Origin of the sequence: Herbaspirillum lusitanum, from assembly GCF_046025995.1 — a bacterium.
GTDB lineage: Bacteria > Pseudomonadota > Gammaproteobacteria > Burkholderiales > Burkholderiaceae_D > Herbaspirillum > Herbaspirillum lusitanum_A.
In genome coordinates, this window is record NZ_JAQQFM010000003.1 from 579,373 (window position 1) to 600,108 (window position 20,736).

A 20,736-nucleotide genomic window follows, 5' to 3' on the forward strand; every position below is an offset into this window, starting at 1 on the left:
GGATGTTAGAGCTTACCGGCGCGCGACGCACGCTGCATGCGCACATGGCGGATTCACCGCGCCTTGCGCGACAGCGCCAGATAGAACACGCTGCCCAGCAGCAGGCCGATGAACCAGGAGAAATCCGCCAGCGCGCGCAGCTGCGGCGCCATCACGCAAGCCACGCTCATCATGGCCGCCAGCGCCAGGGCGCCGACCGCGTTCCAGTTGACGCCCCGGCTGTACCAGTAGGCGCCGCCGGCATCCATCGAATACATGTCGTCCAGTTTCACCTGCTGACGCTTGATCAGGTAATAGTCGCAGATCAGGATGCCGTACAGCGGGCCGATGCAGCCGCCCAGCACGTCCAGGGTGTAATGGATCATGGCCGGATTGTTGAACAGGTTCCAGGGCGTGATGAAGATCGAGGCCACGGCGGCAATCATGCCGCCGGCGCGCCAGCTGATCTTTTTAGGCGCGACATTGGAGAAATCGAAGGCCGGCGAAACGAAGTTGGCCACGATATTGATGCCGATGGTGGCGATCAGGAACGTCAGCGCGCCCAGCACGACGGCGGTGGTGTTGTCGATGCGCGCCACGGTTTCCACCGGGTCGGTGATCAGATGGCCGAACACCGGAACGGTGGCGGATGTGGTGATCACGGTGACCAGGGAAAACGCCAGAAAGTTGACCGGCAGGCCCCAGAAATTGCCGCGCTTGACCTCGGCAAAGGAGCGTCCGTAGCGCGCGAAGTCGCCGAAGTTGAGCATCGGCCCTGAGAAGTAGGACACCACCAGCGAGATCGCCGTGATCATCACCGGCAGCGCCGCCCAGCCGCTGTATTTCACCTCGCCCAGATTGAGTCCGATATTGCTCCAGCCTGCTTTCCATACCATCCAGCCGGCCAGGATGAACATCACCACATAGACCGCCGGACCGGCGAAGTCGATGAATTTCTTGATGGTCTCCATGCCGTTCCAGAACACCAGCGCCTGCAACACCCACAGCAGCAAGAAGCTGGCCCAGCCCAGCACGGACAGCCCGGCAAAGCCGTGCTGCTGCAGGTCGGCATAGGGTGCCAGCGCCGGCATGAACTTGAGCACCACAATCACGAAGGCGCTCGACGCCAGATAGGTCTGTATGCCGTACCAGGCGACCGCGATCAGGCCGCGAATCACCGCCGACACATTGGCGCCCAGCACGCCGAAGGAGATGCGGCAGATCACCGGATACGGCACGCCGCTGACCTGGCTCGGTCTGGCGACCAGATTGCAGAAATAGTTGACGATGGCGATGCCGATCACCAGCGCCAGCAAGACTTGCCAGCTGCTCAGGCCGAGCGCGAACAGGCTGCCGGCAAACACGTAGCCGCCCACGCTGTGCACATCGGACATCCAGAACGCGAAGATATTGTAGGCGCCCCAGGTCTGTTTCTTGAGCGGCGCCAGGTCTGCATTGGTCAGGCGGTCGCTGTAATGCGCGGCTTGCTGATAAGCGGCCGCAGAATGCGGCGAAGAGGCGGCGTGGCCTTGCGCAGGCTGCGGCTGAGCGGCAGGGGATGCAGAACTGATCGTCATGGCTGTCTCCGGGCTATGGGTCGGGAGCCGCGCCTGCGGAAATGACGAACTGAAATCCTTCGAGCTATTTCACTCTCGAAGCAGGCTGGTCAGGCGGCAGGCTGAATCAATTCAATTTCACTACGTTGAATCAGCTCAGCGCTGCTGCGGAACGGCCTGGCAGGGTCAGGAATGCTTGCCTAACACGCTGCGCAAATCGAAGTGATCGTTGTCATCCGGGCGAACTCGGTCTTCGCACAGATGCAAGTGATGTGCCATGTGTTCCTGCGCCGCTGCGATGTTGCCGCTTTCGAGCGCTTCCAGCACCGTATCGTGCTCATCGAACGAGCAGGCGTTATGGCCGGGCGCCTCGGTCTTGGCGATCATCAGCGTGGTGCGCGAGACCAGCTTGCGCAGGGTTTCCACCAGCAGCACATTGCCGGTCAGCTCGGCCAGCGCCAGGTGGAATTGCGCCGACAGCCGGATCCAGCGCGGGCGGTCGCCGCTCATGTACGACTCGCGTTCTTCCTCCACCATCTTGCGCAGACCGGCGATCTGGCGCACCCCGGCTTCACGCCCGACCTTGTCCAGCACCGCGTGTTCGATGATGTTGCGCAGCTCGAACATGTCGCGCACTTCGGCATGTGAGGGGCTGGCGATGAAGGCGCCGCGATTGGCTTCCAGATCCACCATGCCCTCGGTCGACAGGCGCGTCAGCACCTTGCGTACTGTGTGGCGGGCGGTATCGTAGATCTGGCACAGCGTCTGCTCGGTCAGCTTGGTCCGGGGCGGCAGCCGGTGTTCCATGATGGCGTCGTAGATGTCCTGATACATGCGTTCCTCGACGGCAACCGAGGCGTCGCGCTGAGCCGGCGCGGCCGGGCTGATGGCGGCGGACTGAAGACGGGATGGCTTGATGGCTTTGTTCATGGTGTGCGATTTGTACGATTTGTGCGATCGATAGCTGGAATTGTTGATCGGTTGCCGGAGCACTTGCCCGCAGCAGTCTTGTTTTTTTACATTATTCGTCTCAAACATTGTCGACAATATAAAAATACATTTGCAACAATATGGGGAGTTCTTGCACCAAAAAGAGGGTGTCCAGGTTTTTTTGCACCAAGCACTTGCTCGAAAAAACTGTGGGAATCCGGCAGGTTTCCAGCGCCTCAGCTTCTTGCTAAGGCGGGAAACCAGTTGCTCAAGCCGATTTTCCGTGCAGGATTGTCAGCAATTTCAGCGTTTATTTTGGACAAGGTATTCATCCCCGATTGTTGAATACGATCTCCGAGCAGATGCAAGAACCGTGCTTGCTCACAGTTTTTCGATAGTTTGGCGAATCATATTCTGTTTGAGGGAGACGCGTCTTGTGTCTGCCCCGCGGGCAGGTGTCCGGGAGGCCCTGATGTGGCCGTGGGCAGACCTGGCGCTGAGCGCGCCGTCTGAGTGGCATGGAGAGCAAGGAGCGGGGGCAGGAGGAACAATCAGCATCGCGTCGATGCTTGACTGAGGCGGACGCCGGCGAATGGCTTCGCCGGCGTGGATGATTTAATGCGTGCTCGCGTATTGCTCCAGTTCCAGCATCAGCGTCGCCTTCTCTTCATCGTTCAGGAAGCAGGCTTCGATGCCGTTGCGGGCCACCGTCAGAACCTGCTCGCGACTCATCGTGAGCGCCTCGGCCACCGCCAGATAATTGGCCGTCATGTAGCCGCCGAAGTAGGCCGGGTCGTCCGAGTTGACCGTCACCGCCAGGCCGGCGTCGAGCAGGCGCGCCAGATTGTGCTGGGCCATGTCCTTCACCACGCACAGTTTCAGATTCGACAGCGGGCACACCGTCAGCGGAATGCGCTGTTGCGCCAGCCTTTGCATCAGGGCCGGATCTTCTTCGCTGCGCACGCCGTGATCGATGCGCTCCACGTGCAGCAGATCGAGCGCGCCGATAACGTATTCAGGCGGACCTTCTTCGCCCGCGTGCGCCACCAGATGGAAACCCAGCGCCTTGCAACGCGCGAACACGCGCTGGAATTTCTCAGGCGGATTGCCGCGCTCCGAAGAGTCGAGGCCGATGCCGTTCCACAGATCCTGATACTGATCGCGCAGCGGCAGCGCCTGCTCCAGCGTGTCGAATGCTTCCTCCTCGCTCAGATGGCGCAGGAAGGACATGATCATGGCGCCGCCGAAACCGTCGGTGCGACGCGCATCGCGCAGTGCGCCGGCAATGCCCGCAAATACGGTGGCGATGGAAATGCCGCGCTCGGTGTGAGTCTGCGGATCGAAGAAGATTTCGGCGTGACGCACCTGATCGGCTTGCGCGCGCTTGATGTAAGCGGCCGTCATGTCGTAGAAGTCCTGCTCGGTCTGCAGCACATTGGCGCCGGCGTAATACAGGTCGAGGAAGGACTGCAGATCGCTGAAGTCGTAAGCTGCGCGGAGTGCTTCGACCGAGTCGTAAGGCAGCTTGATGTTGTTGCGCTGCGCCAGAGCAAACATCAGTTCGGGCTCCAGGGTGCCTTCAATATGCAGATGCAGCTCGGTCTTCGGCATGCCTTCGATGAAGCTGCGCAGCGCGGTGCCCGTGCTTGGGGCGGAGTCGGATGAAACGGCTGGGTTCATGGCAAATCACCTAGTATGAAAAAAGGGGCGAGAACAGCGTTCGCACATTCCCGGGTTCCCGGCACCTGAGAAACGAGGCGCGCAGATATCGCTTTTGCTGCGGCCCCGCTCCCGGCATTCCGGGCGTGAATGCCGGAAGCATAACCCAGGCCGGGCGCGATCACTATCATGCAATACGCATACCGGCATGTAGCGGCAGGGGCAAGCGAGAGCACGCACATGGCGCTCGCATCGCGCATCATGCATGGCGCCGGCCTCGCAATCGGCGGAGCCGGCATTCGTATTCAGACCAGATGTGGCCAGGGCGCCCGGCAACTGTGCCGGGCCTGCAACTTTTCCCGCATGACCTGCTCTGATCACGCTATGTCGCCGCTTGTTGGTATCCTATCGCTCTGGTGCATGACGATGGCGGCTGCTGCAGGGGAGACCTCTCATCGATCAAGCCGGGTGTAAAGATCCCGGCAAAACCTTCGCACCGGCAAACAGGCATGTTTTAATGCCTTGCCTTCCACAGGATTACGCATGAAAAAAGCTATTGCTCTTACCTTGTTATGTGGTTTCAGTGTCGCGCTGGTGGCAGGACTTTCGGGCTGCGCATGGATGCCGTGGCAATCCAAGGAAGACCCGACCGTGGTGCCCTTCAAGACCATCATGAGCGGCTCGTATCAAAGCTTCCTCAAAAACTGGGATGACGAAAGACATCCGGTCTTCTGCACCCTGATGCGCAACTCCCGCGAATGGGATGAATGGATGCATCCGGCAGCCGTGATGGGCGGCAAGAAAAGCTTCGGACCGCCGTCTTCCTTCTTCGACAACCGGCAACTGCTGCTGGTGGCGCGCGTGATGCAGGCACCGGACGCCGCCGAACGGCCGCACGTGTTTACCCCGCTCAGCGTTACCCTGCGTGACGGCGTGCTGCGTGCCAACTACCTTTATCGCAAGCCGGCCTCGGGCGCTACTTATAGCATCAAGGATTATCTGCTGCTGTCGATTCCCAAGGAGCGCTTCACCACCGGCAAGGTGCAGTTCTTCGAGAACGACAAGAAAGTGTGCGAGCTGAATCGCTGATTTTTACTGTCGCGATCGGCCCTGCAAAAGGCCCGCCGCATGGCGGGTTTTTTTATTTGTCCGTCCCGAATAGCGGATGGACGGAGCCGGTCGCCGGGCGAGGCGTCCGGATGTAATAGATGTCCCATTCCTCCTCACTCACTTGCTCGAACTGGTGATGCAGGTAAAAGCGATTCGAATCGCTCTCGCGCAAGGCGCCGACTTTGATCGGCAGCGCACGCCGGTCCGCCTCCGCACAAATCATCTGCATGAGCATCGAACCGAGACCCTGATTCTGAAACGCGGGCAGCAGGTAGAGATGCTGAAGCAACAGAGGATCGCCTTCCAGATCGAGAGACAGAAAGCCTGCAGCCTGGTCGCCGACATGAATGAACCAGCACTGCTCAGGCCTGAAGCCCGAAAGAAAACGATCGCGCGCGCGAACCGGATCAAAACGGCCGATCCGGAGCAGGCTTTCCTGCATGGCGGCGATTCTGATCGCAACGAGTTGTTCGGCGTCGTCGATGCTTGTCGCGCTGAGTTTTGGCTTCATGCCGGCCTTTCTTTCTGATGCGTACCGTGCCGCGGCTGGCCGACCCCGGCCGCCGGCGTTTGACTATTTCCTTGTCTTGCGAGGCTTGTGTGGCCGCTGTGCCGCCGCCAGTTCCGCGCGGCTCAGATAAAAATCCGTGCTGTCGCGCAGGCGCTCCAGCGTGAAATCGATGAAATGCCTGACCCGGCCGGGCATGTCGCTGCGATGGGCGTAGTAGAGATACAGACCCATGCGTTCGCTGAGGCTGTCGGTCATCAGCGGCACCAGCGCGCCGCTGCGAATCGCCGCCGTCGCATTGATGCTGTCGATCTGGCCTATGCCCATGCCGGCCGCCACTGCCTGCATTTCGGCTTCGGGATCGTTGCAGCACAGCGCCGGCGCGGGATGCCAGAAGCGGGTGTCGCCATTGATCTCGAATTCCCAGGGCATGGGTCGGCCGCTGCCCGGCTGGCGATAAGCGGTGCAGCGGTGAGCGCGCAGCTCATCGCTGGTCTTCGGCTTGGCATGCTGCGCCAGATAAGCCGGCGCGGCGCAGACGATCTGCTGCACTGAAAACAGCCGGCGGCTGACGATCTGCGACTCCGGCGGATTGCCGGCGCGAAAACCCACATCGATGCGTTCCGCCACCAGATCGCTGAAGCGTTCTTCCAGCATCAGGTCGATCTGAATCAGTGGAAAGCGTTGCTGAAATTCGGCCAACAGCGGAATCAGCACCTTGCGTCCGACCGCGCCGCCGGCGGCCACGCGCACGATACCTTCGTTGTCGCGGGCGGCGTTGCGCGTGCTGCTCAGGGCGCCGATCAGGCCTTCCAGATTCGGCTTGACGCTGGCCAGCAAGCGCTCGCCTTCTTGCGTCAGCGAGCTCTTGCGCGTGGTGCGATGAAACAGGCGGATGCCGAGCTGCTGCTCGAGCTGACGTATCGCCTTGCTCACCGCCTGCGGCGTGGTGTTCTGCGCTTCGGCGGCTTTCTGGAAACTGCCGAGCTCGGCGGCGCGCACGAAGCTTGAAATGGCTCGCAACTCATCCATGCGGATTCTTTCATCGGGTTCAGGCCGGACCGGCCGGAAAATTATACCTGCCGGTCTGAAACGGTTTCCACGTCCGGCCTTGCTGATCAACTACCTTGCTTGGTCGGCATGATCACCACTTGCTGCAAGTTGACGTGTTTCGGCAGCGACACCAGAAAGCCGACCGTCTCGGCAATGTCTTCAGGTTGCAGAAAGTCGATGTTCTGCGCCGCATTGGCCAGCCAGTCCTTGGCGCCCTGAAAGGTGACATGTCCTTGCAGTTCAGTGGCGACGCAGCCCGGTTCTATCATGGCCACGCGGATGTTCTTCGGGCCCAGCTCCACGCGCATATGGCGCGTCAGGTGGCTGACGTAAGCCTTGGTGGCGCTGTACACCGCGAAGTAGGGGAAGATGTACTGGCCGGCAATCGACGAGGTGTTGATCAGATCGCTGGCGATGCCGGCGCTGGCCGACTTCGCCAGTTGCGGCACGAAGGCCGAGATCACGCGCATGACGCCGTTCACGTTGAGATCGATCTGCTGCTCCCACTCCTGCATCTTGTTTTCTTCGATGGCGCCCGGCAGCATCACGCCGGCATTGTTGAAGACCAGGCTGGCCGGGCCGTAGCTTTGTTCGACGGCGGTGGCGGCAGCGTCCACCGACGCCTGATCGGTGACGTCGACCGTCAGCGCCATGGCCTCGCCGCCGGCCTTGCGGATTTCATCGACCAGGCGGTCCAGCGTTTCGCGGCGGCGCGCCAGTACGGCGACCCTGGCGCCGCGTGCGGCCAGCAAACGTGCGGTAGCGAAGCCGATGCCGCTGGAGGCGCCGGTGATGACCGCGACGCGGCCGGAAAGCTGGGATGTGAAGGCTGAAGTCATGATGTTCCTCTCTGGAGTTATGGCCGGAAGCCGGCGACAGGAGGCACTATAGGGAAGGACGGCATGCACCAGAAGCAGTGAAAACTCGTTTCAGTCGCAACCAGCGGTTGTTAATCAATGTGGTCGGCGCACCTGATTTCAGAGTGGAGGGCGCATGAAAAAAGCCGGAACACCCAAAGGTATTCCGGCTTTCTTTTTACTGCCGATTCAGACTTGCATCAAGTCCGCATCAAACTGGCATCAAGCCTGAGTCATGCCGATGAACTGTTGCAGTTCAGGCGTCTTCGGATTGGTGAACAGTTCTTCCGGCGGTCCGATTTCGTGGACCTTGCCCTGATGCATGAACACCACGCGGTCGCACACTTCACGCGCAAAGCGCATTTCGTGGGTGACCATCACCAGCGTCATGCCTTCCTTGGCCAGACTGCGCACCACGGCCAGCACTTCATTGACCAGTTCCGGGTCGAGCGCCGAAGTGATTTCATCGCACAGCAGCGCCTGCGGTTCCATGCTCAGCGCACGGGCAATCGCCACACGCTGCTGCTGGCCGCCGGACAGCTGATCCGGGAAGCTGTCGAACTTCATGCCCAGACCGACGCGCTCCAGATTGGCCTTGGCCAGTTCACGCGCCTTGGCTTCGCTCACGCCCTTGACGATCATCGGCGAGATCATCACGTTGCGGCCCACGCTGAGATGCGGGAACAGATTGAACTGCTGGAAAATCATCCCGACCTTCAGGCGCAGATTGCGCAGTTCCAGTTCGGTCTGACCGAGCTTGGCGCCGGCCACGCTGATCGAACCTTCGTTGATGGTTTCCAGACCGTTGACACAGCGCAGCAGGGTACTTTTTCCGGAGCCGCTCTTGCCGATGATGGCGATCACCTCGCCGGGTTCGATATCGAGACGGATTCCCTTCAGAACCTCGTTGTCACCGTAGCTTTTCTTGACGTTATCAATGGCGATGAGCGGCATTGTATTTCCTTTCTAAAAACTGGCTGTATTTGGACAGCGGCCAGCACAACACAAAGTAGAAGACGCCGACGGCGGCGAAGACGGTGAACGGACGGAAGGTGGCGTTGGTAATCACGGTGCCGGCCTTCGACAGTTCGACGAAACCGATGATCGAGGTCACCGCAGTGCCCTTGATGATCTGCACACCGAAACCGACCGTCGGTGCAATAGCGATACGCAGCGCCTGCGGCAGAATGATGTGACGCATCTGCTGGAAGTAGCCCATGGCCAGCACCGAAGATGCTTCCCATTGGCCCTTCGGAATCGCTTCCACGCAACCGCGCCAGATTTCAGCGAGATAGGAAGCGCTCCACAGCGTCAGCGCCAGACCTGCGGCGGCCCAGGCCGGTACTTCAAGTCCGAACAAGGCGACGCCGAAGAAGGCCAGGAACAATTGCATCAGCAGCGGCGTACCCTGGAACAGCTCGATGTACAGCTTGGCGACCTCACGCAGCCAGCGGCGACGCGAGGTGCGCAGGAACAGGATGACCAGACCGACGGCGCCGCCGGCGATGAAGGTGAACAGCGACAGCGCGATGGTCCAGCGCCAGGCCAGCATCAGGTTGCGGACGATGTCCCAGGTGGAAAAAGCAATCATGCGGACCTCCGGGCAGTGATGAAGTGATCGCCGATCAGGCGCAGCAGGCGGCGCAGCAGAATCGCCATCACCAGATAGATGCCGGTCGTGATCAGATAGGCTTCAAAGGCGCGGAAATTACGGCCCTGAATATAGTTGGCGGCGAACGACAGTTCTTCCACCGCAATCTGCGAACAGACTGCCGAACCCAGCATCACGATCACCACCTGGCTGGACAGCGCCGGCCAGATCTTTTGCAACGCCGGGCGCAGGATGATGTAGCGAAACACCTGCATGCGCGACATCGACAGACTGAGCGCGGCCTCGATCTGTCCGCGTGCCACCGCCGAGACGCCGGCGCGGATGATTTCGGTGCTGTAGGCGCCGAGGTTGATCACCATCGCCAGCAGCGCGGCCTGGATTTCGGAGATCTGAATGTTGAGGCTGGGCAGACCGAAAAAGATGAAAAACAACTGCACCAGGAAAGGCGTGTTGCGTATCAGCTCGACGTAGCCGCTGAAAATCGGCTTGAGCCAGTTAGGCCCTTGCGTGCGCGCCCACGCACCGACGATACCGAGTGCGATGCCGAGCACGCCGCCGATGGCGATCAGTTCGATCGTCGTCAGCACGCCCTTTATCAGCACATCCGTATAGTCGAATGTAGATAGAAAATCGAATTGGTAAGCCATGATGTGATCTGTGCCCTTTGCCTCAACGTGTGAAAGTAACCCGCCTGGTCCACGGTGTGGCCTTGCTACGGATGCCCAGGCGGGATTGCATCAGTAAGGCTTGCTTAGAGACCGGCCGGCAGCGGCAGGCCCAGCCATTTTTCGGTCAGGGTATTCAGGCTGCCGTCTTTTTTCGACTCAGCCAGGATCGCATTGACCTTGTCCTGCAGTTTCTTTTCGTCCTTGTTCAGACCGATGAAGCAAGGCGAATCCTTGATCAGGAATTTGGTTTCCGGCTTCTTGGGCGGGTTCTTGGCGATGATCGCAGCGGCCACCACGTTGCCGGTGGCGACCAGTTGCACCTGATTCGCCAGGAAGGAGCTGATGGTGCCGTTGTTGTCTTCATAGCGCTTGACGGTGGCGCTGGCCGGCACGATCTTGCTCAGTTCCAGATCTTCCACCGAGCCGCGCGTCACGGCGATGGTCTTGCCTGCCAGATCGGCGGCGCTGCTGACCTTGAGGTCGGCCGGGCCGAACACGCCATTGAAGAACGGTGCATAGGCGGCGGTGAAGTCGATCACCTTTTCACGCTCGGCATTCTTGCCCATGCTGGAGATCACCAGATCGACCTTCTTGGTGGTCAGGTAGGAAATGCGGTTGGCGCTGCTGACCGGAATCAGCTCGACCTTGACGCCCATCTTCTTGGCGATCAGGGTGGCGACATCAATGTCCAGGCCTTGCGGCTTGAGGTCGGAATTGACCGAGCCGAACGGTGGAAAGTCTTGTGGCACGGCCACGCGCAGCACGCCGTTCTTTTGAACGTCGTCCAGCGTATCGGCATGTGCGGCGGTGCCGGTCATGATCATGGCGCTGGCCATCAGGCCGAATAACAGCTTGGAGATCTTCATGGTGGTTTCCCTTGAGGCAACGTTTAAGTGCTTGATGAGTGGCCGTTTTTTATGGCCTGTTTTTCGATGCTGAACTGCGGTGAGACTCAATGTCGGCAATCGTGGCCGTTTTCATGGCTGTGCTTCCCGACACAGGTGCCAAAGCTTGCCGCAACGGTTCCAGAGGATCGTTGCTGCGTACCTGGTTGAGGCCGGATTCAACATGCTGCAGATGGGTCTGCATCAGTTGTTCCGCCACTTCCAGTTCGCCGCGCTCCAGAGCCGCGACGATCCGGATATGTTCCGAGCATGAATCCTCAGCCTGCTCCGACGATTGATGCAGCATCGCCGTGAGCGTGGTGCGGGCGGTCAGATCGCGCAGGGTTTCGGACAGCAGCGAATTGCCCAGGCATTCGCACAGGCAGACATGGAAATCGCCCAGCAGATAGCTGCGCGCCCCGATATCGTCACCTGCAATGGCTGCTTCTTCCCTGGCGATGTGATCGCGCAGCTGAGCAATCGAAGCCGCAGACACCGGACGCACGCGCGCCTGGCGCAGCAATCCGAGTTCAATCACGCGGCGCGCTTCAAACGCTTCGCGTGCTTCCTGCGGGGTCGGCTCGATGACAAACCAGCCGCGGCGCGCGCTGACCGTGACAATGCCGCGCGCCATCAAGCGTGTCAGCGCCTCCCGCACCAGGGTGCGGCTGACGCCGAACAGATCGGCCAATTGCTGTTCGCCGAGACGGGTTCCGGGCCCAAGTTGCTTGGCCAGAATTGCCTCGGTGATGCGAATGGCGATCTGTGACGACGATTTGACGGACTGATTTGTACCCATGGCCTCTCATCAGCAAATAGTGTGCCAATCTGATATACAAGATTGGCATACAAAACGGTGCGGCCAGATTATTACCGCTAAAACCCGCTTCTGCAAAGGGTTTCAGCAATTTTTCTCAAATATTTTTTTGCTTAAAATATGAGCAAAAATCCCATTGCGGTGCAGCATTGCATGATCTGTATTTGGTGATTTTGCGAGTTTTTGGTGCGTGTTTTTGTGGTGATTTGAGCAAGTCCGGTGCGCAAGACCGAAGCCTGCGGTATTGCCGCCATGCGGCGAGCCGGATGACGCTCAATGTGCCATGCAGCATTAAGCCCGCGTCAAACGTGAATGCTGTCGCAAAGAAATTTGCAAGGGAGGCGTGAGCGCCGTGAGACGGCGATCAGCTTGCCGCGAATTGAGGGGCGCTCCTGAGTTTCGTCAGGAGGACGGTGATCGAAGAGAGTGCCGCAGGTGGTATTGCCCCAGGTTCAGCCCGCAGGCAGCAAATTAATACGCCTTTGCGCCTGCGCATATTCATCCATCAGCCTTTGCACGATCTGTGCGGCGGGCTCGACGGCATGGATGGCGCCGATGCCGTGGCCGCTGCCCCAGATGTCTTTCCAGCGCTTGGGTTTGCCGAAATCGACGGCGGACTTGTCCTGCGGCTCCAGATTGTCCGGGTCGAGACCGGCGGCGCTGATGCTGGGTTTCAGATAATTGCCGGGCACGCCCGAGAAGTAGGGCGTGTAGAGAATGTCGGCGGCGCTGCCGTCGACGATCATCTGTTTGTGCTGAGGCAGCGCCATCGATTCTTCGGAAGCAATGAAGCGCGTGCCCATGTAAGCCAGATCGCAACCCATCGCCTGCGCCGCCAGCACGCCGCCACCGTTGCTAATGGCGCCGGCCAATACCAGCAAGCCGCCGAAAATGGCGCGCACTTCAGTCGCCAGCGCGAACGGACTGAGGGCGCCGGCATGGCCGCCGGCCCCGGCACAGACCAGAATCAGGCCATCCACACCGGCGCCGATCGCCTTCTTCGCGTGGCGCAGGGTGGTGACGTCGTGCAGCACGATGCCGCCGTAGGCATGGACTTTTTCCACCACCATGTCCGGCGCATGCAGCGAAGTGATGACGACCGGCACGCGATGCCGCACACAGCTGTCCAGATCGGCCTGCAGACGCTGATTGGATTGATGCACGATCAGGTTGACCGCATGCGGCGCGACTTTCCTGTCGGGATGGGCGCTGCGGTACGACGCCAGCGCTGTGCCTATCTGCGTCAGCCAGACATCCAGTTCTTCCTGCGGGCGCGCATTGAGCGCCGGGAAAGAACCGACAATGCCGGCACAACATTGCGCAATCACCAGCGCCGGATTCGATACCAGAAACATGGGCGAGCCGATCACGGGAATGCTCAGGCGAGCCGGCAGGTCGGCCGGCGTCGGCAGCAGAAATTCAGACGGGTTTGTCATGGCGGATCATTTAAAAAAAAAGCGTGAAGGAGCATCACCGGCATCGCTGACGCCGGTGATTCAGCTGTGTGAATCTGCGGCTGGGATGGATGCCTACTTCTTGCCGAAGGCGGCGATCCGCTCTTGCATGTCCGGCCCCTTGCCTGCATTGCGGAACACTTCGTGCGCCAGCCCGGCGTCCAGCGACAGGCCGTCGGTTTCCAGCAGCAGGCGCTTGTTGGCACGATGCGAAAACCAGGACCCGGCCAGCAGCTCGCGCGCCAGCTTTTCAAGTTCGGCATCGAAGACATCGTCGGCCACGCAGAAATTCGCCAGCCCCATGTTCTCGGCCTGTTTGCCTGAATAGCTGCGGCCCAGCAGCATCATTTCGCGCGCCCGTGCAGCGCCGACCCGGCGCGGCAAGCGCTGGCTCATGCCCCACAGCGGCGTCAGCGCCCACTTGGCATGGGTGTCGGCAAAGCGCGCCGATTCCGAGGCCACGATCAGGTCGCCGGCCAATGCCAGTTCCAGCGCGCCGGTGTAGCAATGGCTGTGCACCGCGGTGATCACCGGTTGCGGCAAGCGCGCCAGTCGGTCGATGGTGCGCGCCTGCAGATGCGGCATCGGCAGCGGCTTGCCGGCGGCGATGTCGTGCAGGTCGTTGCCTGCCGAAAAACAGCGGCCGGCGCCGCGCAGCAGCACCGCGCCGATCTGTTCGGTCTGCTGCTCCAGCTGCGCCACATGTTCATGCAGTTCCATGAACATCTGCACCGTCAGCGCATTCATCTTGTCGGGCCGGTTCAGCGTCAGCGTCGCCAGACCATTGCTATCTTCACGCTTTACCAGTTCAGTCATGACGGTCTCGCTCAGGATGGTTTGGCGGAGCTGCCGGCGCTGGCTTCAGCCTGCTGGCGCGCGCCTTCATGCGTCAGCACCAGCACGTCGCTCTCGCCGTCCTGCGCTACTTCGCCGTGCTGATTGATCAGGCGGAAGCGGCGTCCCAGCTTGCCGCTGCGGCCGCTCTTGCCGGGCTCGATGGCGGTAATTTCCAGCTCCAGATGCACCGTGTCGCCGATCATGATGGGCTTGAGAAAATTCCAGTTGCGCAGACCCAGCATGGCGATCACCGATTTCTCGAAGATGCCCAGCTGATGCAGCATGCCGGTGCAGATCGCAATGCCCAGCGTGCCGTGCACAATGCGTTGCTGGTAACGCGTCTGGCGTGCGAATTCGACGTCGGCATGGATAGGATTCCAGTCGCCCGAAATCATGGAAAAGAAGGTCAGATCCGCTTCGGTAATGGTGCGCCCGCTGCTGACAAAAATCTGTCCCGGCTGGAAGTCTTCCAGGTAATACGAACTCATGCTGTTCTCCGTTACAGCCGGTGGTTCCGGCCGCCGTTGCTAGTTGATTCAGGCCGCCTGCGTCAGACGCTGCATTGCCATGTCGCGCAGCTTTACGCGCTGGATCTTGGTGCCGTTGGAACTCTGGGTGCTGGGAAATTCATCCACCTGCCAGATATGCAGCGGCACCTTGAACGGCGCCAGCACCGCCGAGGCCGTCAGTTTCATTTCGCTTTCCCTGAGCTGCACGCCGCTCTCGCCGATGGCAAATGCAACCGGCCGGGTCTGGCCGCCGATCTCGACCGCCACCACCTGCACGTCAACCACACCGGGCACGGTCTTGATCACGTCCTCGATCTCCACCGGGCTGACCAGATAACCACCCAGGCGCATGGCGTCGCCTTGCCGTGTCTGATACACGAAGCTGCCGTCGTCGCGCACATAGCCGACGTCGCCGGTGCGGAAAAAACCGTCGGCGTCGATGGCCTTGGCGGTGGCCTCAGGATTGTTCAGATAGCCGGTGAAATTGGTGTCGGCGCGGATTTCGATGGCGCCGCTCAGCCCGGGGCCGAGGAGCTCGCCGCTGTCGACATCGCGGATACGCACTTCGGCGCCACGGCCGAAACTGGCCGGCATGCCGCCGCCCTTGATGCGTTCTTCCAGCGGCAGCTGGCGCTGTTGCAGCGAGAACAGCGCCTGCACTTCGCTGGAGCCGTACAGACCTATCATCGGAATTTCGCGCGCCCATGCCGCCTGCGTGTACTCGACGATACCCGGATGGAAGCAGGCGAAACCGAACACGCGCGCCGACGGGAACGGCCGGTCGCCCCTGGCGTTTTCGATGATGCGGTGAAACAGTTCGTCGCTGCCGAACACGTGCGTGGCGCGATGCCGGTTGATCAGCTCGGCGGCGGTCGGGCCGTCGAAGGTATCCATCACGATCACCGGTTTGGCGGCGGCAAAAGCGGCCATCGCGGCATTGAAACCGAACACGCCGCAGAACGGCAGCGTCGCCAGCAGACGCGTGCCTTCTTCCTCGAAACCATAGGCCGGCGCCACGCGCTGGCTGTGTATCGTGACCGTACGTTGCGGATGCAGCACCAGCTTGGGGCCGCTGGTGGTGCCGGAGGTGGTGAACAGAATGCTGTCGGCATCGGGCTGCGCCACATTCGGCACCTCGCCGTCCGGCAGCGTGCTCAGATTGAACGGCACCGTCGGTTTGCCCAGCACGGAAGGCGGGATGTTGTGATCGGCATCCACCACCGCCACCTTGCGCAGGGTCCTGGCCGATTCGGCCGGCACGTCGCGCAGCACCGCCGGGAAATCGATCTTGCGGAAGTTGAGCTGCAGGATCAGCATGCAGGCTTGCGAGCGCTCCAGAATATAGGCCAGCTCGTGCGAGCGATAGCGCGTGTTGACCGTCATCAGCGCCGCGCCGATGCGCGCCAGGCCGAAGTACAGCGCCAGCCATTCCATGCGATTGACCAGCCACACCGCCACCTTGTCGCCCGGGCGTATGCCTTGCAGATCGAGCCAGACGGCGCTGCGCTGAACCATCTGATCGAACTCGCGATACGTGATCTCGCGCTCGCCGTCGATGAAAGCCAGCGCATCGCCGTGCGCGGCGACGTTGCGCGCCAGCAGCGCCGGCATGGTGGTCAGCAATTCGGCCGACGCAACGGTGGCGGCAGCAAGCGTATGAGCGGAAGCGGCGGGTGAGTGAGTGGTGGCCATATCAGTACAGTTCCATCAGCTTGGCGTTATCGTTCAATTCTTCGGGAAGCGCCTCGCGAATGATGGCGCCGGACTTCATCACCACCACACGGTCGGAAATCTTCAGGGCTTCCTTGACGTTTTGCTCCACCAGCAAAATCGACATGCCGGTGTCGCGCTGCAGTTGCCGTATCGGCTGCAGCAAATCCTGAAACAGTTTGGGCGCGAGGCCGATCGAGGGTTCATCCATCAGCAGGCAGCGCGGCTGGCTCAGCAGGGCGCGGCCGATCGACACCATCTGCTGCTGGCCGCCCGACAGATTGCCGGCACGCCGTTCGTAGAATTGCTTGAGCGCGGGCAGCACCGACATCACCCAGTCGAGCCGCGCGCTGCGTTCCTGCACCGGCACGCCGGCCGACCACAGCCCCATCTTCATGGTCTCGGCCACGGTCAGGCCGGGAAAGATGCCGCGGCCTTCCGGCACCAGCGACACGCCGGCGGCGGTCAGGCCGCGCGGCTCCACCGTGCCGAGCTGGCTGCCGTCGAGAAGAATCTCGCCGCCCTGGCGCGGCACCAGTCCGAACAGGGTCTTGAGCAGGGTTGATTTACCGGCGCCGTTGTGACCGATCAGGCACAGCACCTCGGCCGGACGCAGATTGAAATTGAAGTCGCGCAGCACCGGGCGGCCGCCGTAACCGACCACCAGGCCACGCGTTTCCAGCACCAGCGGCTGGTTCGTTTGCTGCAGATTTGCTTGAGCGCTCATGCTGCCTGATCTCCGAAATAGATGGCCGCCAGATGCGGGTCTTTCAGCACCGTGTCGGGCAGGCCGTCGGCCAGCAACTTGCCCTGGTCGAGAAAGGCGATGCGATCTGAAATGCCGACCACGATGTCGAGGTTGTGTTCGATGATGCACACCGTCACGCCTTTTTTCACTTCGGTGCGCAACAGGTCGAGAAACAGTTCGTAGGAGCTGCGGTCCAGCCCCGAGGCCGGTTCATCCAGCAGCCAGATCCTGGCGTCGGCGGCCATGATGCGGGCCATGCTGAGGAACTTGCGTTCGGCATAGGCCAGATCGATGGCGCGCGTCTGCGCCTTGCCGGCCAGGCCGGTGCGCTTGAGTATCTGTTCGACCCGGTCGCGCCGTTCGGTGCGGCCGGCGCGACCGCCCGGCTGCCAGATCCATGACACCGGCTCCATCACCGTCAGCACGTTTTCTTCCACCGTCATGTGGCTGAACAGGCGCAGATCCTGAAAGGTGCGCGCCACGCCGAGACGGCTGATCTGGAAATGTTTCTTGCCGATCAGCGACTGGCCCTGCCACAGGATTTCGCCCGATTCGGGCACCAGATGGCCGGTGATCTGATTGAACAGGGTGGTCTTGCCGGCGCCGTTGGGGCCGACCAGCGTGGTGACGATGCCGGCGCGCAGATCCAGCGAGACATCGTTGGTGACCTTGAGTCCGCCGAAGCTCTTGTTCAGATTGCGGATGCTCAGCAGCACCTCGCCGCCGGCTTTCGGATCAGCCTTGCCGGACAGTTCGATGCCGGCGTTGGTCGGGATAGCGGCGGCTTCGATCACCGCCTGATCAGGGACATGCAATGCGTTCATGCTGCTTTTCCTTTGCTGGAGCCGACGATGCCGCCCGGACGGTAAATCATCAGCAGCACCATCGCCAGGCCATAGGCGATCTGCTGGATGGAGCCGATTTCAGTCTGCGGCAGAAAAGACATGTAGCTGAACACGCCCGGCAGCAGCATCAGCAGAATGGTGCCGACCAGCGGGCCGAGCAGGGTGCCGGTGCCGCCGATGATCACCATCGCCATCAGCAGCACCGAGGTGTCCAGCATAAAACTCTCGACGTTGATGAAGCCCATGTAGAAGGCATACAGCGAGCCCGCCACCGCCGCCAGCGCGGCCGAGATCACCACCGACATGGTCTTGATGAAGGCCACGTTCTTGCCGAAGGCATGCGCCGCCGATTCGCTGTCGCGGATGGCCTTCAGATTGCGGCCGAAGCTGGAGCGCAACAGCCAGGTGGTCAGGCCCAGCACCGGGAAGAGACAGCACAGCGCCAGCAGCAGAAACTGCACCGGGTCCGTCACCGCATGGCCGAACAGGTCGGCCGGCGGGATGCCGATCATGCCGCCCAGGCCGCCGGTCACGCTCTTCCATTCGGAGAACACGGTCACGCCCAGCACCTGCAGGCCGAGCGAGGCGGCGACGAAATATTCGCCGCGCACCCGCAGCGCCGGCAAGGCCAGCACCAGCGACAGCAGCCCGGCCACCACCATGGCGACCGGAATCACCAGGAAGATCGAGGCGTTCACATGCAGCGCAAAGTAGGCCGCCGTGTACGCGCCGACGCCGAAGAAAATCGCATGGGCGATCGAGAAGATGCCGGCGTAACCCATGATGAAATTGAGCGTGATCGCCAGCACCGCATTGATGCAGATCAGCGTCGCGAGATTGAGTATGTAGGCAAGCATGAGATCCTCTGGAGCCGGTGTCAGGGTCGGGGGTCAGTGCGCCGTGGCGCGGCCGAACAGGCCCGACGGACGGAACAGGATGAACAGGAACAGCACGATGAAGGTGATCGCCTCGCTCCATTGCGGTTCGAAATACAGCAGCGCCAGATTCTCGGCCAGTCCCAGCACCAGACCGGCGACGGCGGCGCCGCGCAGGCTGCCGACGCCGCCGACGATGGTGGCCGCCAGACTGATCAGCATCACGTGATGGCCGATGGCCGGATTGAGACCGGAGCTGGCGGCCGACAGCAAGGCCGCCGGCACCACCAGCAAGGAGCCCAGGGCAAACACCGTGTTCGACAGGCGACGCGGGCTCATGCCGTAGGCGCGCACCAGTTCCGGATTCTCCGACAGGGCGCGCAGCGCCATGCCGGTGTGGGTGCGCATCAGGAAGGTCTGCAGGCCGAAGAAGAACAGCAACGCGATGACGATGGCGATGCCCGACAGCGGCGACACGAACAGGCCGGGGATCACTTCCATGCTGCGGCTCAGCGTGGTATTGACCGATACGAAACTGCGGCCGAACAGAATGCCGCACAGGTTCTGCACGATGATGCCGACCCCGAACGAGGCCACGAAGACCGTGAAGAAGGAGCCTTCGTGCTTCTGGATCGGCACGTACACGAAACGGTTCAGCGCCAGGCCGAACAGCACCGCTGCCGCGGTCGCCGCCAGCACTGCCAGCAGCCAGTGCATCTGGGCTACCGACAGCACGTAATAAAAGGCGTAGGCGGCGATGGTGAAGGTCGAACCGTGGGCGAAGTGGAAGATGCGGGTGGAGCCGAAGATCAGCGAAAACCCGACCGCAATCAGCGCATACAGCGCGCCCACCTGAACACCGTTGATCAACAGCTGTAACAGCAGCATGGTGTGTCCTCTGGCAGCGTCGTGATTATTTCGGAGCGGCGGTGCTGACGACCTTGCCGCCCTTGCCGTCGATTTCATTGATCTGCATCGGCATCGTCACGGTGCCGTTCTCGGCCACCGTCACCTTGCCGCCGACCAGATCGAAGGTCTTGGTCTCGACGCGCTGCTTGAGCAGGTTCTCACCGGTAAGCGGCTGGCCCTTCTTGATCAGCTGCTGCGACAGCAGCGCAAACAGACGCACCGCGTTGTAGTAGTTGGCGATGTAGGCGGTCGGCATCTTGTTGTACTTCTTCTTGTAATCGTCGACGAAGCGCTTGGTCACCGGATCCTGCGAGGCCCAGTCGATGTTCTGCGAGGTATAGACCGAGCCGGCCGCTTCAGGCAGCGCATTGATTTCAGGAATCGAGAAGGCGGTGTAGCTGGCGAACAGTTGCTTCAGACCGTTGTCGCGGAACTGCTTGACGATCTGCGACTGCTGCGAACCGTAGGAGGCGACGTAGATCGCGTCCGGATTGGCCGAGCGCACCCGCGCTGCGATACCGCCGAACTGCTGCGCGCTGGCCGGCACCGACAATGCTTCCAGCAGCTGTCCGCCGGCGGCCGGCAAGGCGGTTTCCATTTCCTTCTTGATTGACTGGCCGAGCGGATCGTCAACGTAGATCAGCACCACGCGCTTCATCTTGCGCTCATTGACCAGGTAGGGAATCATGGCCCGCACTTCGTAGTTGGCCAGCGGGATGATGTTCCAGAAATACGGGCCCAGTTCCGCCAGATCGGGGCCGACGCCGCCGCCGTTCACCGCCACCGTCCTGGTGCGCGAAGAGATGGTCGAGATGGCCTTGGAGACGCCGGTGAACGCCGACAGCACATACGGCACCTTCTGCACATTGACCAGCTTGTTCATGCCGATCACGCCTTGCTGCGGCAGCGCCTGGCTGTCTTCGTACTGGATCGACAGCTTGCCGCCCAGCAGATTGTCGGCATTGACGTGTTCGGCCGCCAGATTGGCGCCGGAGCCGAAGATGTCGCCGTAGGACGCGTTCAGGCCGCTCATCGGAAACAGCGCGCCGATGGTGACGTCGGCGGCTTGCGAGGCGGATGCTGCGACCAGTGCGCAGGCCATGACGCCGGCGCTGATTACCCTCTTGAACTGTGACATTGCTATCTCCTTTTACTTTTATGAGCGGCGCCTTGTGCGGCTGCCTTTATGGTTGATGCATTGGCGAAATGCCGCTGC

The 20,736-nt window shown here is 61.3% G+C and carries 21 protein-coding genes; 1 reads left to right on the forward strand and 20 read right to left on the reverse strand.

Annotated features, from left to right (window positions below; translation table 11 throughout):
• Nucleotides 1–53 precede the first annotated feature (53 nt).
• From PQR62_RS08460 to PQR62_RS08470, 3 genes are all read right to left on the reverse strand, one after another.
• Entirely contained in the window at nucleotides 54–1,556 is a 1,503-nt protein-coding gene (locus tag PQR62_RS08460; RefSeq protein WP_408156773.1) for an NCS1 family nucleobase:cation symporter-1, read from the reverse strand.
• Between the two features lie 165 nt (nucleotides 1,557–1,721).
• Nucleotides 1,722–2,465, reverse strand: coding sequence for a GntR family transcriptional regulator (locus PQR62_RS08465; protein WP_408156775.1), 744 nt, complete (start codon nucleotides 2,463–2,465; stop codon nucleotides 1,722–1,724).
• A gap of 615 nt (nucleotides 2,466–3,080) precedes the next feature.
• Entirely contained in the window at nucleotides 3,081–4,145 is a 1,065-nt protein-coding gene (locus tag PQR62_RS08470) for an adenosine deaminase (RefSeq protein WP_408156777.1), read from the reverse strand.
• Nucleotides 4,146–4,667: 522 nt separating this feature from the next.
• Here PQR62_RS08470 and PQR62_RS08475 point away from each other — a divergent pair.
• On the forward strand, nucleotides 4,668–5,213 hold the full coding sequence (locus PQR62_RS08475; protein ID WP_408156779.1) for a hypothetical protein: 546 nt from the start codon (nucleotides 4,668–4,670) through the stop codon (nucleotides 5,211–5,213).
• Between the two features lie 52 nt (nucleotides 5,214–5,265).
• On the opposite strand, the gene PQR62_RS08480 is transcribed toward PQR62_RS08475, so the two are convergent.
• The 17 genes from PQR62_RS08480 to PQR62_RS08560 all read right to left on the reverse strand — a co-directional run bounded on the left by PQR62_RS08480 (nucleotide 5,266) and on the right by PQR62_RS08560 (nucleotide 20,658).
• Nucleotides 5,266–5,745, reverse strand: a complete 480-nt coding sequence (locus tag PQR62_RS08480; protein ID WP_408156780.1) for a GNAT family N-acetyltransferase — start codon at nucleotides 5,743–5,745, stop codon at nucleotides 5,266–5,268.
• A 63-nt stretch (nucleotides 5,746–5,808) separates the two neighbouring features.
• Entirely contained in the window at nucleotides 5,809–6,774 is a 966-nt protein-coding gene (locus tag PQR62_RS08485) for a LysR family transcriptional regulator (protein ID WP_408156782.1), read from the reverse strand.
• An 86-nt stretch (nucleotides 6,775–6,860) separates the two neighbouring features.
• Entirely contained in the window at nucleotides 6,861–7,634 is a 774-nt protein-coding gene (locus PQR62_RS08490) for an SDR family oxidoreductase (protein ID WP_408156784.1), read from the reverse strand.
• Between the two features lie 240 nt (nucleotides 7,635–7,874).
• Nucleotides 7,875–8,606, reverse strand: a complete 732-nt coding sequence (locus tag PQR62_RS08495; RefSeq protein ID WP_408156786.1) for an amino acid ABC transporter ATP-binding protein — start codon at nucleotides 8,604–8,606, stop codon at nucleotides 7,875–7,877.
• Entirely contained in the window at nucleotides 8,587–9,243 is a 657-nt protein-coding gene (locus tag PQR62_RS08500) for an amino acid ABC transporter permease (protein ID WP_408156788.1), read from the reverse strand. Before PQR62_RS08500 ends, PQR62_RS08495 begins: the two co-directional genes overlap by 20 nt.
• Entirely contained in the window at nucleotides 9,240–9,911 is a 672-nt protein-coding gene (locus tag PQR62_RS08505; protein ID WP_408156790.1) for an amino acid ABC transporter permease, read from the reverse strand. Before PQR62_RS08505 ends, PQR62_RS08500 begins: the two co-directional genes overlap by 4 nt.
• Before the next feature lie 104 nt (nucleotides 9,912–10,015).
• Nucleotides 10,016–10,798 (reverse strand): transporter substrate-binding domain-containing protein, encoded by a 783-nt coding sequence (locus PQR62_RS08510; RefSeq protein ID WP_408156792.1) that lies wholly within the window; start codon nucleotides 10,796–10,798, stop codon nucleotides 10,016–10,018.
• 49 nt (nucleotides 10,799–10,847) lie between these two features.
• Nucleotides 10,848–11,615, reverse strand: a complete 768-nt coding sequence (locus PQR62_RS08515) for a GntR family transcriptional regulator (RefSeq protein ID WP_408156794.1) — start codon at nucleotides 11,613–11,615, stop codon at nucleotides 10,848–10,850.
• 470 nt (nucleotides 11,616–12,085) lie between these two features.
• Nucleotides 12,086–13,069: an NAD(P)H-dependent flavin oxidoreductase gene (locus tag PQR62_RS08520; RefSeq protein WP_408156796.1), complete on the reverse strand. Its 984-nt coding sequence runs from the start codon at nucleotides 13,067–13,069 to the stop codon at nucleotides 12,086–12,088.
• A gap of 93 nt (nucleotides 13,070–13,162) precedes the next feature.
• On the reverse strand, nucleotides 13,163–13,903 hold the full coding sequence (locus tag PQR62_RS08525; RefSeq protein ID WP_408156798.1) for an enoyl-CoA hydratase/isomerase family protein: 741 nt from the start codon (nucleotides 13,901–13,903) through the stop codon (nucleotides 13,163–13,165).
• 11 nt (nucleotides 13,904–13,914) lie between these two features.
• Entirely contained in the window at nucleotides 13,915–14,412 is a 498-nt protein-coding gene (locus PQR62_RS08530) for a MaoC/PaaZ C-terminal domain-containing protein (protein ID WP_408156800.1), read from the reverse strand.
• Nucleotides 14,413–14,460: 48 nt separating this feature from the next.
• Nucleotides 14,461–16,125, reverse strand: coding sequence for an AMP-binding protein (locus tag PQR62_RS08535; protein ID WP_408156802.1), 1,665 nt, complete (start codon nucleotides 16,123–16,125; stop codon nucleotides 14,461–14,463).
• 1 nt (nucleotide 16,126) lies between these two features.
• Nucleotides 16,127–16,870, reverse strand: coding sequence for an ABC transporter ATP-binding protein (locus tag PQR62_RS08540; RefSeq protein WP_408156804.1), 744 nt, complete (start codon nucleotides 16,868–16,870; stop codon nucleotides 16,127–16,129).
• On the reverse strand, nucleotides 16,867–17,715 hold the full coding sequence (locus PQR62_RS08545; RefSeq protein WP_408156806.1) for an ABC transporter ATP-binding protein: 849 nt from the start codon (nucleotides 17,713–17,715) through the stop codon (nucleotides 16,867–16,869). Before PQR62_RS08545 ends, PQR62_RS08540 begins: the two co-directional genes overlap by 4 nt.
• A complete protein-coding gene (locus PQR62_RS08550) occupies nucleotides 17,712–18,593 on the reverse strand; it encodes a branched-chain amino acid ABC transporter permease (RefSeq protein WP_408156808.1) in 882 nt (293 codons plus the stop codon). Before PQR62_RS08550 ends, PQR62_RS08545 begins: the two co-directional genes overlap by 4 nt.
• Before the next feature lie 33 nt (nucleotides 18,594–18,626).
• Nucleotides 18,627–19,499, reverse strand: coding sequence for a branched-chain amino acid ABC transporter permease (locus PQR62_RS08555; RefSeq protein ID WP_408156810.1), 873 nt, complete (start codon nucleotides 19,497–19,499; stop codon nucleotides 18,627–18,629).
• Nucleotides 19,500–19,524: 25 nt separating this feature from the next.
• Entirely contained in the window at nucleotides 19,525–20,658 is a 1,134-nt protein-coding gene (locus PQR62_RS08560) for an ABC transporter substrate-binding protein (RefSeq protein ID WP_408156812.1), read from the reverse strand.
• Between the last annotated feature and the right edge of the window lie 78 nt (nucleotides 20,659–20,736).

Bases quoted from the DNA above. Each gene is read 5' to 3' on its own strand.
- PQR62_RS08515 (WP_408156794.1), bottom strand. From the start codon at position 11,615: ATGGGTACAAATCAGTCCGTCAAATCGTCGTCACAGATCGCCATTCGC.
- PQR62_RS08535 (WP_408156802.1), bottom strand. From the start codon at position 16,125: ATGGCCACCACTCACTCACCCGCCGCTTCCGCTCATACGCTTGCTGCC.
- PQR62_RS08560 (WP_408156812.1), bottom strand. From the start codon at position 20,658: ATGTCACAGTTCAAGAGGGTAATCAGCGCCGGCGTCATGGCCTGCGCA.
- PQR62_RS08530 (WP_408156800.1), bottom strand. From the start codon at position 14,412: ATGAGTTCGTATTACCTGGAAGACTTCCAGCCGGGACAGATTTTTGTC.
- PQR62_RS08490 (WP_408156784.1), bottom strand. From the start codon at position 7,634: ATGACTTCAGCCTTCACATCCCAGCTTTCCGGCCGCGTCGCGGTCATC.
- PQR62_RS08485 (WP_408156782.1), bottom strand. From the start codon at position 6,774: ATGGATGAGTTGCGAGCCATTTCAAGCTTCGTGCGCGCCGCCGAGCTC.
- PQR62_RS08460 (WP_408156773.1), bottom strand. From the start codon at position 1,556: ATGACGATCAGTTCTGCATCCCCTGCCGCTCAGCCGCAGCCTGCGCAA.
- PQR62_RS08500 (WP_408156788.1), bottom strand. From the start codon at position 9,243: ATGATTGCTTTTTCCACCTGGGACATCGTCCGCAACCTGATGCTGGCC.
- PQR62_RS08550 (WP_408156808.1), bottom strand. From the start codon at position 18,593: ATGCTTGCCTACATACTCAATCTCGCGACGCTGATCTGCATCAATGCG.
- PQR62_RS08520 (WP_408156796.1), bottom strand. From the start codon at position 13,069: ATGACAAACCCGTCTGAATTTCTGCTGCCGACGCCGGCCGACCTGCCG.
- PQR62_RS08510 (WP_408156792.1), bottom strand. From the start codon at position 10,798: ATGAAGATCTCCAAGCTGTTATTCGGCCTGATGGCCAGCGCCATGATC.
- PQR62_RS08495 (WP_408156786.1), bottom strand. From the start codon at position 8,606: ATGCCGCTCATCGCCATTGATAACGTCAAGAAAAGCTACGGTGACAAC.
- PQR62_RS08540 (WP_408156804.1), bottom strand. From the start codon at position 16,870: ATGAGCGCTCAAGCAAATCTGCAGCAAACGAACCAGCCGCTGGTGCTG.
- PQR62_RS08470 (WP_408156777.1), bottom strand. From the start codon at position 4,145: ATGAACCCAGCCGTTTCATCCGACTCCGCCCCAAGCACGGGCACCGCG.
- PQR62_RS08465 (WP_408156775.1), bottom strand. From the start codon at position 2,465: ATGAACAAAGCCATCAAGCCATCCCGTCTTCAGTCCGCCGCCATCAGC.
- PQR62_RS08525 (WP_408156798.1), bottom strand. From the start codon at position 13,903: ATGACTGAACTGGTAAAGCGTGAAGATAGCAATGGTCTGGCGACGCTG.
- PQR62_RS08545 (WP_408156806.1), bottom strand. From the start codon at position 17,715: ATGAACGCATTGCATGTCCCTGATCAGGCGGTGATCGAAGCCGCCGCT.
- PQR62_RS08555 (WP_408156810.1), bottom strand. From the start codon at position 19,499: ATGCTGCTGTTACAGCTGTTGATCAACGGTGTTCAGGTGGGCGCGCTG.
- PQR62_RS08475 (WP_408156779.1), top strand. From the start codon at position 4,668: ATGAAAAAAGCTATTGCTCTTACCTTGTTATGTGGTTTCAGTGTCGCG.
- PQR62_RS08505 (WP_408156790.1), bottom strand. From the start codon at position 9,911: ATGGCTTACCAATTCGATTTTCTATCTACATTCGACTATACGGATGTG.
- PQR62_RS08480 (WP_408156780.1), bottom strand. From the start codon at position 5,745: ATGAAGCCAAAACTCAGCGCGACAAGCATCGACGACGCCGAACAACTC.